This window comes from Nesterenkonia sp. YGD6 (assembly GCF_022565895.1).
Taxonomy (GTDB): Bacteria; Actinomycetota; Actinomycetes; order Actinomycetales; family Micrococcaceae; genus Nesterenkonia.
The window spans coordinates 386,755-401,072 of record NZ_JAJOYY010000002.1; the positions used below are offsets into that span (position 1 = coordinate 386,755).

Sequence of the window (14,318 nt, forward strand, 5' to 3'; positions counted from 1 at the left end):
GACACATCCAAGGATATGAGCTGGATCACAGAAGGTAAAGCCCTATGTATACATAGTTGACTAGATAGTGGAATATTCTCCCGAAAGACTCCACAGAGCACCCCTCGTTGTATACACTCAAATCATGCGTGCCAGTGACCGTGCCTACGACACCCTGCGGCAGGAGATCCTCGACGGGGTGCTGACCCCGGGGACCCTGCTCGGCGAGGTCGATCAGGCCGAACGGCTGGGCCTCTCCCGCACCCCGCTGCGCGAGGCGCTGTCCCGCTTGATCGCCGACGGGCTCGCCGATCAGACCAAGGGGCGCGGCACGCTGGTCAGCTCCATCTCCGCGGCCGACGTCGACCTGCTCTTCGAGCTCCGCCTCCCGCTGGAGGTCCAGTCCGCGCGGCTGGCCGCCGAGCGCGGAGACCCCCGCCGGTTCAGCGCGCTCGCGGAACGCTTCAGCGCGGCGGAGAAGATCCTGCGGTCGCGAGAGCGCCAGCGGGACCACACCCAGGACCATGCCGAGGAGGACGAGCACTATTACGCCCTCACCGAGGAGCTCGATGAGGCGGTCTCCGACGCCGTGGCCAATCCCTATCTGAGCCACTCGCTGCGCAGCATGCGCGCCCACCTGGTCCGCGCCCGCAGGCTGGCTCAGCATGAGCCCGAGCGGCTCGCGGCTTCAGCCCGCGAACACCGCGAGGTCTGCACCGCCATCGCGTCCGGAGACGCCGAGACCGCCGGTGCCGCGATGCTGATCCATCTGCGCCGCAGCCTCGCCTACATCACCGCCCAGCACGAGACAGCCCAGTCCGCACAGCAGCACCGAAGCCTGACTCCCAATCGAGAGGAACCACCAGCATGATCAGCCACAACGTACGGGTCTACCGCAGCGACGAGAACCTTCCCCGACAGGACCAGCTCGCCTGGAAGATCGCCCAGGTCGCCGTCGACCCGGTGGAAGTGGACGCGGAGGTCACCGAGATGGTGATCAACCGCATCATCGACAACGCGGCTGTGGCGGTGGCCTCGCTGAACCGCGCCCCGATCATCGCCGCCCGCGCCCAGGCGCTGGACCATTCGGTCTCCGCAAACGGCTCCGGCGCCTCGATCTTCGGCATCGAGACCAAGTCCAGTCCCGAATGGGCGGCCTGGGCCAACGGCGTCGCGGTCCGCGAGCTGGACTACCACGACACCTTCCTGGCCGCGGAGTACTCCCACCCCGGGGACAACATCCCTGCCGTGCTGGCAGCGGCACAGCACACCGGAGCCTCCGGGGCCGAGCTGATCCGCGGCATCGCCACCGGCTACGAGATCCAGGTGGACCTGGTCAAGGCGATCTCGCTGCACAAGCACAAGATCGACCACGTGGCCCACCTCGGCCCCTCGGCGGCCGCAGGCATCGGCACCCTGCTCGACCTGGATGCCGAGACGATCTTCCAGGCCGTGGGCCAGGCGCTGCACACCACCACCGCCACCCGGCAGTCCCGCAAGGGCGAGATCTCCACCTGGAAGGCCCACGCCCCGGCCTTCGCCGCGAAGATGGCAGTCGAAGCAGTGGACCGGGCGATGCGCGGACAGACCTCGCCGGTGCCCATCTATGAAGGTGAGGACGGCGTCATCGCCTGGATGCTCGACGGGCCCAGCGCCTCCTACGACGTTCCGCTGCCGGCCAGCGGGGAGCCCAAGCGGGCGATCCTGGACACCTATACCAAGGAGCACTCGGCGGAGTACCAGGCGCAGGCCTGGATCGACCTCGCCCGCCGGCTGCACCACGCGCACCCGCAGGTCACCGATCCCGCGCTGGTGGAGTCGGTGCTGATCCGCACCAGCCACCACACCCATTACGTGATCGGCTCGGGGGCGAACGACCCGCAGAAGTATGACCCCACCGCCTCCCGCGAGACGCTGGATCACTCCATCCCGTATATCTTCACCGTGGCGCTGCAGGACGGAGCCTGGCACCACGTGGACTCCTACACCCCCGAGCGCGCGCAGCGCGAGGACACCGTCGCGCTGTGGCACAAGGTCACCACCGAGGAGGATCCGGAGTGGACCCGGCGCTACCACTCCACCGACATCGCCGAGAAGGCCTTCGGCGGGTCCGTGGAGATCCGGCTGCACGACGGCGAGGTGATCACCGATGAGATCGCCGTCGCCGACGCCCACCCGCTGGGTGCGCGGCCCTTCTCCCGAGAGCAGTACATCGCCAAGTTCCGCACCCTGGCGGACGGGGTCATCGCCGACGCGGAGATCGAAAGGTTCCTCGGCGCGGTCGAGGCCCTGGAGACGCTGGCCTCCGGTGAGCTCGATCAGCTCAACGTCTTCGCGGCCACCGGGGTCATCGATCCGGCCGCGGCACCGAAGGGACTGTTCTAGGCCATGCTCTACTCCACCATCACCCCCGCGCAGAAGCGCCTCGACCTGCGCGCCATGCTGACCCCCGGGGCGGCGCGCCAGTTCCCGGGCACCTTCACCCCGCTCTCGGCTCCGTTGATCGAGCAGAAGGGCTTCGACGGGATCTACATCTCCGGCGCAGTGCTGGCCAACGAGCTGGGTCTGCCCGACATCGGGCTGACCACGCTGAGCGAGGTCGCCCAGCGGGCGGGCCAGATCGCGCGGGCGACCAATCTGCCGGCCCTGGTCGACGCCGACACCGGATTCGGCGAACCGATGAACGTGGCACGCTCGGTCCAGGAGCTCGAGGACGCCGGGCTCGCGGGCTGCCACATCGAGGACCAGTTCAACCCCAAGCGCTGCGGCCACCTGGATGGGAAGAACCTGGTGGACCTGCAGACCGCCACCCAGCGGGTGGCCGCAGCCGCTCGCGGAAGACGAGACGAGAACTTCCTGATCATGGCGCGCACCGACCTGCGCGCAGTCGAAGGTCTTGACGCCGCGATCGAGCGGGCCAAGGCCCTGGTCGACGCCGGGGCCGACGCGATCTTCCCCGAGGCGATGAAGGACCTCAGCGAGTTCGCCGCCGTCTGCGCGGCGGTGGATGTGCCGGTGCTGGCCAACATGACCGAGTTCGGCAAGTCTCCGCTGTTCTCCCGCGAGGAGCTGGCCGAGACCGGCGTCGCCATGGTGATCTATCCGGTGACCTCGCTGCGCTCCGCCATGGGCGCGATCGAGCGCACCCTGGACGTGTTGGCCGCCGAAGGTTCCCAGCAGGGCGCGGTGGATCAGATGATGACCCGGGCACGGCTCTACGAACTGGTCGACTATGAGGCGTACAACGCCTTCGACACCGGAATCTTCAACTTCGATGTCCCCGACGTGCACGGCAAGAACTCTTAAAGACCCCGCAATGACCTGAGGAGGTCACTCATGACCGAGCAGATCTATAAGGGACTGGCTGGTGTGGTCGCCGATCACACCGCCGTCTCGAAGGTGAACCCCGAATCCAACTCGCTGCTCTACCGGGGATACCCGGTCCAGGAGCTGGCCGCGAAGCTCTCCTTCGAGGAGGTGGCGCTGCTGCTCTGGAACGGCGAACTGCCCAGCACGGGCGAGAAGGACGAGTTCCGCGCCTTCGAGCGGTCCCACCGCGCCCTGGACCCTCGGGTCAGGGCAGCCATCGACCTGCTGCCGCTGGACTGCCACCCGATGGATGTCGGGCGCACCGCGGTGTCGGTGCTCGGCGCGAACCACCCGCTCTCGGAAGACTCCTCCCCTGAGGCGGAGCTGACCAAGGCCAAGGAGCTCTTCGCCGCATTCCCCGCCGTGGTCGCCTATGACCAGCGCCGGCGTCGTGGGCTGGAGCTCGTCGAGCCCCGCGAGGATCTGGACTATTCGCAGAACTTCCTCTGGATGACCTTCGGCGAGGAGGCCCCCGAGGAGGTGGTCGACGCCTTCCGGGTCTCGATGGTGCTCTACGCCGAGCACTCCTTCAACGCGTCCACCTTCACCGCCCGGGTGGTGACCTCCACGCTGGCAGACCTGCACTCGGCGGTCACCGCGGCGATCGGCGCGCTGAAGGGTCCGCTGCACGGCGGTGCCAATGAAGCGGTGATGCACACCTTTGAGGAGATCGGCATCGACACAGCCGAGACCCGCGAGGACGCCGCCGCCCGCGCCAAGGCGTGGATGGAGCAGGCTCTGGCCGAGAAGCGCAAGGTGATGGGCTTCGGCCACCGGGTGTACAAGTCCGGTGATTCCCGGGTGCCGACCATGAAGCAGGCCCTGGACGCGATGGTCGAGTACTACGGCCGCGGTGAGCTGATGGGGCTCTACGACGGGCTCGAGGCGGCGATGGGCGAGGCCAAGAACATCCTGCCGAACCTGGACTATCCCGCCGGGCCGACCTATCACCTGATGGGCTTCGACACCGAGATGTTCACCCCGCTGTTCATCGCCGCACGGATCACCGGCTGGACGGCGCATATCGCCGAGCAGCGCGCCGACAATGCGCTGATCCGCCCGCTGAGCGCCTATAACGGTCCGGACGAGCGCCACCTCTGATCCTACGCCCGCCTGCGAGCGGCTCCTGCGGGCGCTCCCCCTAGCTGTACCTGGCCATGACGTTGGTGACACACACGCTCTTGTGAAAAGCGAGAACCTCCTGTCGTAGTGGAGATGTCGAAGTCATCCGCTAGCCAGGAGGTTCTCGTGTCCCACAATAATGCTCGGCTCACCCTGCACGGGAGAGCTCTTCTCGTGGACCCTGTGATCAATGAACATCGCCCGGTTGCTCACGTGGCCAAGGAGCTGGGGATATCCCGGCAGTGCGCTCACCGCTGGGTCACCAGGTTCCGCGCCGAGGGACTGCCCGGGCTGCGCGATCGGTCTTCACGACCTCACACCTCACCCTCGCGCACTCACCGCGCCCAGGAGATGCGAGTCCTCGAAGCCCGTCAGCGATTGCGTGCCGGACCTTTGCGCATCGCCGCAGTCACTGGCACACCTGCCAGAACCGTGTCACGCATCCTCTCCCGCCACGACGTGGCGCCGCTGGCATGGTGTGACCCGCTGACCGGTCAGCTGATCCGCGCGTCACGAGTCACTGGGAACCGCTACGAACGCGACCACCCAGGTGAGCTGGTCCATATCGACGTCAAGAAACTCGGACGCATCCCTGATGGTGGCGGGTGGCGGGCCCATGGCCGCTCAGAAGAGGTCCGCGGACGAGGGATCGGGTTCGACTACATCCACGCGGTCATCGATGATCACTCCCGACTGGCCTACGCCGAGATCCATGCCGATGAGAAGGCCTCCACCTGCGCTGCGGTGCTGCTGCGAGCGGCCGAGTTCTTCCAGGCCCAGGGAATCCCAGCAATTGAGCGAGTCCTCTCGGATAACGCCTTGGCGTATCGAAGATCCTCGGTATTCCGCGCTGCTGTGGTCGAGCTTGGCGCGGTGCAGCGATTCATCAGGCCACGCTGTCCCTGGACCAATGGGAAGATCGAGCGCTTTAACCGCACCTTGGCCGCCGAGTGGGCCTACTCTCAGGTCTTCACCTCGAACGCGCAACGAGCGGCAGCCCTTGCCCCGTGGTTGCTCTACTACAACACTGACAGGATCCACACCGGCATCGGAATGGCTCCTGCTCACCGGGTGTCACCAACGTCGTGACTCAGTACACCTAGCGCGCCCGCGGGTGGGCGGTGGCGTAGCTCTCCTGCAGCGCCTCGGCGGTGACCTTGGTATAGATCTGGGTGGTGGTCACCGATGCGTGCCCCAGCATCTCCTGGACCAGCCGGATCCCGGCGCCGCCCTCGAGCAGGTGGGTGGCGCAGGAGTGGCGCAGCGTGTGTGGGGAGACCTCCTGGGTGATCTCGGCGGCGGCCGCGTGGGTCTGCAGCACGGTCCAGGCCGACTGCCGGGAGAGTCTGCCGCCGAGCTTGTTCAAGAACAGAGCAGGCGACGGCGCGCGCCGCCCGATCCGCGCGGCCAGGCCAGGACGACCCGCGGTGAGGTAGTCGTTGATCGCCTGCTGGGCATAGCGCCCCACCGGGACCATCCGCTGCTTGTCGCCCTTGCCGGTCACCCGCACGATCACCAGCCCGTCCGTCGTCGCGTCCGCGAGGCCGGAAGGGGCGGCGCGGACCTCGTGGATGTCATCGACGTCCAGGCTCACCGCCTCGGTGATCCGGGCTCCGGTGGCGTAGAGGAACTCCAGCAGCGCCCGGTCGCGGCGGCCGAGCTCGGTGTCCCGGCTCGGCGCGTCGAGCAGCCGTGACACCTCGTCAACGCTGAGCGCCTTGGGCAGGGACTGGCGCGGCTTGGGTGCCGCGACATGCTTGGCCGGGTCGTGGGTGGTCCGGCCCTCCCCCGCCCAGTACCGATGCGCCCCGCGCACCGAGGCCAGCACCCGGGCCATCGAACGCTGGGACAGGGCCGATCCGCCGTCGTCGCCGGTGCTCAGCCGGTGCAGGAAATCAGCGATCAGGGTCTCATCGATCATGGGCAGCGCGGTGATCCGGCGCTCGAGCAGGAATGCGCCGTAGCGCAGCAGGTCATTGCGGTAGGAGCTCAGCGTGTTCGCCGCGGAGCCACGCTCGATCCGCAGATGGGTGAGGTAGTCCTCGATCTCCGCGCCCACAGACGAGGACGACACCTCCGCGCGTCGCTGGAGGTGCCGTTCCCGTGCCTGATCAGGAGCGGTGGACCCGTCCTGGGCGGGCATGACTCTAGCCGCGTCCGCCCTGCGCGAGCTGCCGGTCCAGCCCTGCCCGGATGAGACCGGCGAAGAGCGGATGGGCGTTGGTCGGGCGGGACTTCAGCTCCGGGTGCGCCTGGGTGGAGACGTAGTACGGGTGCGTCTCCCTGGGCAGCTCCACGAACTCCACGAGCGTGCCGTCCGGGGAGGTGCCGGAGAAGACCAGCCCCGCCTCGGCGAGCTGCCCGCGGTAGGCGTTGTTGACCTCGTATCGGTGCCGGTGCCGTTCGGTGATCTCGGTGCTGCCGTAGGTCTCGGCGACCACGGAGCCCTCGGTCAGCTTCGCCGCGTAGGAGCCCAGTCGCATGGTGCCGCCCAGGTCGCCGGCGCCGTCGACGATGGCCTCCTGCTCGGCCATGGTGGCGATCACCGGGTAGGCCGTCTGCGGGTCGAACTCGGTGGAGCTCGCCTCGCTCAGGCCCAGCACGTTGCGGGCGTATTCGATCACCATGGTCTGCAGACCCAGGCACAGGCCCAGCGCCGGGATGCCATGCTCCCGGGCATGGCGCAGCGCGCCGATCTTGCCGTCGAGTCCGCGCACGCCGAACCCGCCGGGCACGCAGATCGCGTCCACGCCGTCGAGCGCCTTGGCCGCGCCCTCCTCGGAGGCGCACAGGTCAGAGGCGACCCAGCGGATCTTGGTCTTGGTGCTGTGCGCGAAGCCGCCGGCGCGCAGCGCCTCGGTGACCGAGAGGTAGGCGTCGGGCAGATCGATGTACTTGCCGACCAGCGCGACCTCGACCTCATGGTCGGGGTTGTGCACCACGTTGAGCAGCTTGGACCATTTCGACCAGTCCACGTCCTTGAACTTCAGGTCCAGCGCCTGGACCACGTAGGCGTCCATGGCCTGGCGGTGCAGGATCCGCGGGATGTCGTAGATGCTCGGGGCGTCGGGGCAGTTGATGACCGCGTCCTCGGCCACGTCGCACATCCGTGAGATCTTGCCGCGGATCTCTGCCGGCAGCTCACGGTCGCTGCGCAGCACGATCCCGTCGGGCTGGATGCCGATCGAGCGCAGCGCGGCCACCGAGTGCTGGGTGGGCTTGGTCTTCAGCTCCTGGCTGGGGCCGATGTAGGGCACCAGGGAGACGTGGAGGAAGAAGACGTTCTGCCGGCCGATGTCCTGACGGACCTGGCGGGCCGCTTCGAGGAAGGGCTGGGACTCGATGTCACCGACGGTGCCGCCGATCTCGGTGATGATCACGTCCGGGGCGTCCTTGCCCTCGGCGGGCAGCCGCATCCGGCGCTTGATCTCGTTGGTGATGTGCGGGATGACCTGCACGGTGTCGCCGAGATAATCGCCGCGGCGTTCCTTCTCGATGACGGTTGAGTAGATCTGACCGGTGGTCACATTGTTGAGCCCATCGAGGTTCTCATCGAGGAAGCGCTCGTAATGTCCGATGTCCAGATCCGTCTCGGCGCCGTCTTCGGTGACGAAGACCTCGCCGTGCTGGAACGGGTTCATCGTGCCGGGATCCACATTGAGATAGGGATCCAGCTTCTGCATGACCACTGAAAGGCCACGGGCCCGGAGCAGATGCCCCAGGGAGGAGGCGGTCAGACCCTTGCCGAGGGAGGAGACCACACCCCCCGTGACAAAGATCTGTCGACTAGTAGGGAGGCTGTTCTGGTTCCTGGAACTGTTTCTCTGCACCACGGAGTTCGATCCTAACAGTGAACGGGAGGTGGATGTAGTGCCACGGACGTGAGCTACGGCGCAGCCGCGCCGCTGATGAGCTCCCGGGCGTGGGCGCGGGCCGATTCTGAGTCTTCCTGGCCGGCGAGCATCCGGGCGAGTTCGCTGACCCGCTGCTCCTCGTCCAGGGCGGTGACATCGGAGGCGGTGAAGCCCCCGGAGGCTGAATCATCGCGCACCGAGGACTTGAACACCCGGATGTGGTTCTGCGCGTACGCCGCGACCTGGGGCAGGTGGGTGACCACGATGACCTGGCGGTGCTTCGCGAGCATCGCCAGTCGGCGTCCGATCTGCACGGCGGCCTTGCCGCCCACTCCGGCGTCGACCTCGTCGAAGATGAACGTCTCGGTGTCGGAGCCTTCGGCGAGGACCACCTCCAGGGCCAGCATCACTCGGGAGAGCTCACCTCCGGAGGCGCCCTTGCCCAGCGGCAGCGGATCCGCCCCGGGGTGCGGGGCCAGCAGCATCGCCACGGTGTCCGCACCTTCGGGTCCCAGCTCGTCGGTCGCGGTGACCTCCAGGACCATCCGCGCCCGCGGCATGGCCAGGGCGGCCAGCTCCGCTCCGACGGCGGCTCCCAGCCGCTCCCCCGCCTCCGCACGAAGACGACGCAGCTCCTCGGCCTCGGTCCACAGCCGTGCCTGCAGCTCATCGATCTCGGCGCTGAGCTCCTCGATCCGGTCGGAGTCGGACTGCAGGTTGTGCAGCCGGGCGCGGGCCTCCTGCGCCCAGCCCAGCACCGCATCGATGTCGGGTCCGTAGAGCCTGATCAATCGTTCGAGGTCTGCTCTGCGCTGGTGGACCGCGGCGAGGCGTTCGGGGCCGGATTCATCCAGGTGCGCGGCGTAGATGCCGAGCTCTGACGCAGCGTCGTTGAGCAGGCTGGAGACCGAAGAGATCTGCTCGGCGATCTGGCCCAGCTCCTGGTCCTGGTCCTGCACGGCGGCCAGCGCGGTGGCGGCGGATTCGACCAGGGCCACCGCATGGGGGACGTCGCCCAGCGCCTCGGCAGCGTCGGGGCCGGAGAGTGAGAGCTGGGCGGAGCGGGCGGCGTCGCGCAGCGACTCGACGTTCTCCAGCTTCAGCGATTCGGTCTTGAGCTCGTGGTCCTCTCCGGGCAGCGGCTCCACGGCGTCGATCTGTTCCAGCGCGAGCTGGAGCTGCTCCGCCTCGCGGAGGCGTTCACGCTCGTTGGTGGTGATCTCTTCGAGCTCGGCGACTTTGGCCTGGTAGCCGGTGAACCTCTGCTTGTACTGGGCGAGCTGAGCGGCGAACTCGGCGCCGGCGTAGCGGTCCAGGGCGCGGCGCTGGGCGGTGGCCGAGCGCAGCCGCAGCTGATCGCTCTGCCCGTGCACGGTCACCAGGGAGCTGCCGATCTCGCCGAGCAGCGCGATCGGCACATTGCGTCCGCTCACGCTGGCGCGGCTGCGGCCCTTGGCGCTGAGCGTGCGGCCGAGCAGGATCTCGACCTCGCCGCGCTGTTGCTGCGGGCTCGATGCTTCTGCCGCCTCGAGGGCGCCGCGGTCTCCGGAGGACGGGGGCTCCGCCCCCGCCGTGTCTGCCGTGTCTGCCGTGTCTGCCGTGTCTGCCGTGTCTGCCGTGTCTGCCGTGTCTTCGGGAGTCTGCAGCCAGGCACCGGCTTCACGGGCCAGTTCCACGCAGCGGTGACCCGCAGGCACGGTGAGTCCTGCGTCGACCACGGCCTGCGGCGCTCCGGAGCGGATCGCGGTGGCTTCGGCGCGGGCGCCCAGCAGCAGTCCCAGCGCGGTGACCACCATGGTCTTGCCCGCGCCGGTCTCACCGGTGACCACGTTGAGTCCGGCATTGAGCGGGAGCTCGGCGTGTTCGATCACGCCGAGGTCGCTGATGGTGACGTAGTCGATCACCGCTGGGTCGCCTCCCCGCGATGGAACGCGTCGGGGGTCTCGACCTGGTTCGCCGGGTCGACCGGTCCGCGCCACCCGGTGGTGGGGAGGTTGAACTTGTCCACAAGTCGTTCGGAGAAAGGGGTCTGGTGCACCCTGGCCAGCAGCACCGGCTCGGCGGAACGGGTGACCTCCACGCGGGAGCCGGGTGGCAGCTCCATGAAGCGGCGCCCGTCGCACCAGAGCACGCCCTGTTCGTCCTCACGCTGCAGAACCTCGACAGCCATGATGGAGTCGGGATCGGCCACCAGCGGCCGGGAGAAGAGCGCATGGGCGGAGATGGGCACCATCACCAGGGCCTGGACCTCGGGCCAGACCACCGGGCCGCCGGCGGAGAAGGCGTATGCGGTCGAACCGGTGGGGGTGGCCATCACGACCCCGTCGCAGCCGAAGGCGGAGACGGGCCGGCCGTCGATCTCGATGATCAGGTCGATCATGCGTTCGCGGGACTGTTTCTCGATGCTGGCCTCGTTGAGCGCCCAGCTGCTGCCGACGTGGCGTCCGGCGTGCCAGACCTGGACGTCGAGCGCCATCCGACGCTCCACGGTGTAGTTCTGGTCCACCACCCATTGCACGGAGGCATCGAGTTCGGTGCGTTCGGATTCGGCGAGGAAGCCCACATGGCCGAGGTTGACGCCCATCAGCGGGAGTCCGGCTCCGCGCACCAGGTCTGCGGCGCGCAGGATGGACCCGTCACCGCCGAGCACCATGCCGACTTCGCAGTCAGTCAGGGGCACCTCGCGTTCGGCCACCGCCAGCGGCAGGCCACGCAGCCGGTCCCCGATGACATGGTTCAAGGAGGCGATGTCCCGCTCCATCATCACGGGGCGCAGCCCCGCGCTGTGCAGCCGTTCAGCGACGGTGACAGCCGCTTCCACGGCGTCGCGCCGACCCGTGTGGGCCAGCAGCAGGATCTCTCTGGTCATGGAGCCTCCTTCAGTCGAACTCGACCGAGCCCAGCCTATCGCTCCTGAGGGTGTCTGCCTCGGCGGAGGCGGGGGCAGCATGTTCGGTGCTGCGCAGGTGGAGGAAGAACTCCACGTTGCCGTCCTGGCCGGGCAGTCCGGAGCGGTGGATCTCGACCAGCTGCAGCCGTTGGGCCTCGGCGGCGGTGAGCACGGCCTCCACGGCCTCGCGGCGCAGCAGCGGGCTGGAGACCACTCCGGTGCGGCCCAGCCTCTCGCGGCCGATCTCGAACTGGGGTTTGACCATGAGCAACAGATCCGCGTCCTTGCTCGCCTGCCCGGCCAGGGCGGGGAGCACCAGGCGCAGGGAGATGAAGGAGAGGTCGGCGACGATCAGGTCGAAGGGCTCCCCCAGGTCCTGTGGATTCAGGTGGCGCAGGTTCAGGCCCTCGTGGTTCTGCACCCGCGGATCTGCGGCGAGCTGCGGGTGCAGCTGATCATGGCCGACGTCGACGGCCACCACCTGCTGGGCCCCGCGCTCGAGCAGCACCTGGGTGAAGCCGCCGGTGGAGGCTCCGGCGTCGAGGCAGCGGCGGCCCTGCACCTGGATCTGTGGGGAGGCGACCAGCACACCGTCGAGCTTGTGTGCGGACCGGCTGACCCAGGGATCTTGGTCGCGGACCTCGATGGTCTGATGCCCGGCCACGCTGGTGGCGGCCTTCTGGATGACGGCCCGGTCCACGCTGACCTGTCCCTGGGCGATCAGCTGCCCTGCGCGGGTGCGACTGGGAACCAGGCCGCGGGCGACCATGGCCTTGTCCAGGCGGAGTGACTCGTTCATCGAGCGCCCTCGGCGGTTTCTTTCAGCCGTTGATTCAGGTCCTGGACCAGCGCCTCGGACTCGGCGATCTCGGACTCGAGCTCTTCGATGGTCAGCTCCTGGCCGCGCGGAGAGCTCAGACCCGCGGTACGTTCAGCGCCGGCGAAGGGTTCGGGGCTGACGGTCGGTTCGGGGCTGACGCTGGCCTCGGACATGGCATGGTGCGGCGGTTGCCCGGTCATGCTCCGACGCGCTCCTGCAGCGCGCGGTGGGTCCCGTCGAAGATCTGTGCGAGGTCCGTCAGGATCCAGTCGGGCCGCATACCGTCCTGTGCCTGCTCGGCCGAGGCGGCGGTGTCGATGCCGGTCAGCACCAGGGCTGTGTCGAACCCGGCCCGGTTGCCGCCGAGCACATCAGTGTCCAGGCGGTCTCCGATCACCAGTGGACGCTGTATCTGGAGCGTGTTCGCGGCCTGGGTGAACATCACCGGTTCTGGTTTGCCGGCGGCGGTCGGGGTCTTCCCGGTGGCACGCCCCACTGCTTCGACGAGGGCGCCGTTGCCCGGGGCGATCCCGCGTTCCCGGGGGATGCTGAGGTCAAGGTTGGTCGCGAACCACTGGGCCCCGTCGTTGACGGCGTAGGCCGCCTCAGCGAGGTCGGCCCAGCACAGTCCCGGGTCGAATCCCTGGATGACAGCGGCGGGCTTCTCGGCGGCAGAGTCGACGACGGTGAAGCCGGCCTCCCCCACCAGGTTCCGCAGGTACTCGCTGCCGGTGACCAGCACCTTCGCCCCGGGCTCGAGCGCCGCTCCCAGCAGGGTGACCCCTGCGGGGGCGGAACCCACGACCTCTTCCGTCAGGGCGGGGATCCCGAGCTCATTGAGGTGGGCGGCGACCTGTTCAGCGGAGCGAGACGCATTGTTGGTGACGTAACCGCGCGGGATGCCCCGGCGGACCAGCTCGTCCACGGCCCGCGCGGCGCCGGGGATCGCCGATGGTCCCGCGTAGAGGACCCCGTCGAGGTCGAAGAGGACCCCGTCGTAGGAGTCGATGAGCCCCAGGCTCATCCACGTCCTCCGCGGCCGCGGTCCTGATCGCGGTCCTGATGGCGTCCCTTGGAGCGGCCGAGCACGTCCTTGACCTTCGGCAGATCAGCGGGTTCGTCGTCGAAGTCGAGGATCTCCGGGTCTTCAAAGGCCCCAGAGCCCAGTGCTCGTTCCGCCGCGAAGGCCTGTTCGCGCCAACGCTGGGCCTCTTCGTCGCGGCCCACGGTCTCGAGTGCCGCGGCGTATGCGGTGAACAGCCGTGGGGAGAAGCTGAAGGCGCGGTTGATGTCCAGCTCCGGAACCTCCAGCGCGGTCACGGCCGAGGCGTGGTCACCGAGGTCGGTGTAGGCCCCGGAGACGACCATCGCCATCTCGGCGCGTACGGAACCGGTGAGCCCAGCGACCTCTTCGGACTGGGAGAGCTCGATGGCCTTCTCAGGCCGGTCGAGTCCACGCTCGCAGTCCGCAAGCACGGGCAGGTGTGTCTGGTCTCCGCTGATTCGGCGGTAGGTGCGCAGTTCGCGCAGCGCTTCAGCGAAGTCTCCCGCGGCATAGGCAGTCAGGCCCACAGCTTCGCGGACGATGCCGAGGCGTCCCCCGCGGCGGGAGGCGGCGAGTGCATGTTGGAAAGCCACTTCAGGGGCGATGTCGACCAGTCGGCCCGCCATCACGAGGTGCTTGGCAACCCAGGGGCGGTTCGTGTCGTCGAGGGTGCGCAGCTGCAGCAGGGCCGCGCGGTCCAGCTCCTTGCCCGTGACATCCTCATCGATCTCAGGAGAACGCGTGCGATCGTCGCTGTTGGACCGGCGGAGGTCGCGCGGATTGCGCGGGGGCCTTGGGCGGTCTCCGTAGGACTCGTCATGCATAGGTTCGTGGTTCTCCTTGGATTACGTGCGCAGGGCCATCCCAGGATACCGCCTTGAGCGGTGAAGGACGCCTGGCAGCTGCTGTGGACGCGAAGCGCAGGTCGCGAACGGTGCGACCACGTATCGGGCCGGCGTAGAAACAAAAAAAGGCCGTGCCGGAGGAATCTCCGGACGGCCATGATGATCCGCAATGAATGCGAAAAGCTGTTGGTAAAAGTGGGCTCTGCTGATGGAAGATATCGCTGCTCGCTGCAGCCTTGTTCTTCCGACGCGGACCGTGATTCCTATCCTGGATACAGGTCAAGCCCGGTCCCCCGAAGGGGACCGGGCTTGAACCCTCTCTACCAAATAGTGTCCGGCGGCGACCTACTCTCCCACACACTCCAGTGTGCAGTACCATCGGCGCAGTGGGCCT

General features: G+C 68.0%; 13 protein-coding genes. 5 read left to right on the plus strand and 8 right to left on the minus strand.

Features of this window, described 5'->3' with window-relative positions:
• Window positions 1-124: 124 nt before the first annotated feature.
• From LTI14_RS05165 to LTI14_RS05185, 5 genes are all read left to right on the plus strand, one after another.
• Entirely contained in the window at window positions 125-850 is a 726-nt protein-coding gene (locus LTI14_RS05165; protein ID WP_241465054.1) for a GntR family transcriptional regulator, read from the plus strand.
• Window positions 847-2,364 carry an MmgE/PrpD family protein gene (locus tag LTI14_RS05170; protein ID WP_241465055.1) on the plus strand — a complete coding sequence of 506 codons (1,518 nt, stop codon included), beginning with the start codon at window positions 847-849 and terminating at the stop codon, window positions 2,362-2,364. Before LTI14_RS05165 ends, LTI14_RS05170 begins: the two co-directional genes overlap by 4 nt.
• Window positions 2,365-2,367: 3 nt before the next feature.
• Window positions 2,368-3,285: a methylisocitrate lyase gene (prpB, locus tag LTI14_RS05175; RefSeq protein ID WP_241465056.1), complete on the plus strand. Its 918-nt coding sequence runs from the start codon at window positions 2,368-2,370 to the stop codon at window positions 3,283-3,285.
• Between the two features lie 30 nt (window positions 3,286-3,315).
• On the plus strand, window positions 3,316-4,449 hold the full coding sequence (locus LTI14_RS05180) for a bifunctional 2-methylcitrate synthase/citrate synthase (RefSeq protein ID WP_241465057.1): 1,134 nt from the start codon (window positions 3,316-3,318) through the stop codon (window positions 4,447-4,449).
• A gap of 147 nt (window positions 4,450-4,596) precedes the next feature.
• The gene (locus LTI14_RS05185; RefSeq protein WP_241475969.1) at window positions 4,597-5,559 is read left to right on the plus strand and encodes an IS481 family transposase; all 963 of its coding nucleotides are present in this window, start codon (window positions 4,597-4,599) and stop codon (window positions 5,557-5,559) included.
• A 10-nt stretch (window positions 5,560-5,569) separates the two neighbouring features.
• Here the strand turns inward: LTI14_RS05185 and LTI14_RS05190 are convergent, their stop codons facing one another.
• From LTI14_RS05190 to LTI14_RS05225, 8 genes are all read right to left on the minus strand, one after another.
• Entirely contained in the window at window positions 5,570-6,544 is a 975-nt protein-coding gene (locus LTI14_RS05190) for a site-specific tyrosine recombinase XerD (protein WP_241475970.1), read from the minus strand.
• A 73-nt stretch (window positions 6,545-6,617) separates the two neighbouring features.
• The gene (locus LTI14_RS05195) at window positions 6,618-8,321 is read right to left on the minus strand and encodes a CTP synthase (protein WP_241465115.1); all 1,704 of its coding nucleotides are present in this window, start codon (window positions 8,319-8,321) and stop codon (window positions 6,618-6,620) included.
• Between the two features lie 35 nt (window positions 8,322-8,356).
• Window positions 8,357-10,228, minus strand: coding sequence for a DNA repair protein RecN (gene recN / locus LTI14_RS05200; protein ID WP_241475971.1), 1,872 nt, complete (start codon window positions 10,226-10,228; stop codon window positions 8,357-8,359).
• Window positions 10,225-11,193: an NAD kinase gene (locus LTI14_RS05205; RefSeq protein WP_241465060.1), complete on the minus strand. Its 969-nt coding sequence runs from the start codon at window positions 11,191-11,193 to the stop codon at window positions 10,225-10,227. Before LTI14_RS05205 ends, recN begins: the two co-directional genes overlap by 4 nt.
• Window positions 11,194-11,203: 10 nt before the next feature.
• Window positions 11,204-12,013, minus strand: a complete 810-nt coding sequence (locus LTI14_RS05210; protein ID WP_241470925.1) for a TlyA family RNA methyltransferase — start codon at window positions 12,011-12,013, stop codon at window positions 11,204-11,206.
• Complete coding sequence (locus LTI14_RS05215) at window positions 12,010-12,234, minus strand: hypothetical protein (RefSeq protein WP_241475972.1); 225 nt, start codon at window positions 12,232-12,234, stop codon at window positions 12,010-12,012. The genes LTI14_RS05210 and LTI14_RS05215 overlap by 4 nt, the downstream gene beginning before the upstream one ends.
• Window positions 12,231-13,058, minus strand: a complete 828-nt coding sequence (locus tag LTI14_RS05220) for an HAD-IIA family hydrolase (RefSeq protein ID WP_241465063.1) — start codon at window positions 13,056-13,058, stop codon at window positions 12,231-12,233. The genes LTI14_RS05215 and LTI14_RS05220 overlap by 4 nt, the downstream gene beginning before the upstream one ends.
• Window positions 13,055-13,903 carry a hypothetical protein gene (locus tag LTI14_RS05225; protein WP_241475973.1) on the minus strand — a complete coding sequence of 283 codons (849 nt, stop codon included), beginning with the start codon at window positions 13,901-13,903 and terminating at the stop codon, window positions 13,055-13,057. Before LTI14_RS05225 ends, LTI14_RS05220 begins: the two co-directional genes overlap by 4 nt.
• Window positions 13,904-14,318: the final 415 nt, after the last annotated feature.

Coding starts and splice junctions, on each gene's coding strand:
- LTI14_RS05205 (WP_241465060.1), bottom strand. CDS start 11,193: ATGACCAGAGAGATCCTGCTGCTGGCCCACACGGGTCGGCGCGACGCC.
- prpB (WP_241465056.1), top strand. CDS start 2,368: ATGCTCTACTCCACCATCACCCCCGCGCAGAAGCGCCTCGACCTGCGC.
- LTI14_RS05225 (WP_241475973.1), bottom strand. CDS start 13,903: ATGCATGACGAGTCCTACGGAGACCGCCCAAGGCCCCCGCGCAATCCG.
- LTI14_RS05215 (WP_241475972.1), bottom strand. CDS start 12,234: ATGACCGGGCAACCGCCGCACCATGCCATGTCCGAGGCCAGCGTCAGC.
- LTI14_RS05165 (WP_241465054.1), top strand. CDS start 125: ATGCGTGCCAGTGACCGTGCCTACGACACCCTGCGGCAGGAGATCCTC.
- LTI14_RS05220 (WP_241465063.1), bottom strand. CDS start 13,058: ATGAGCCTGGGGCTCATCGACTCCTACGACGGGGTCCTCTTCGACCTC.
- LTI14_RS05180 (WP_241465057.1), top strand. CDS start 3,316: ATGACCGAGCAGATCTATAAGGGACTGGCTGGTGTGGTCGCCGATCAC.
- LTI14_RS05170 (WP_241465055.1), top strand. CDS start 847: ATGATCAGCCACAACGTACGGGTCTACCGCAGCGACGAGAACCTTCCC.
- LTI14_RS05210 (WP_241470925.1), bottom strand. CDS start 12,013: ATGAACGAGTCACTCCGCCTGGACAAGGCCATGGTCGCCCGCGGCCTG.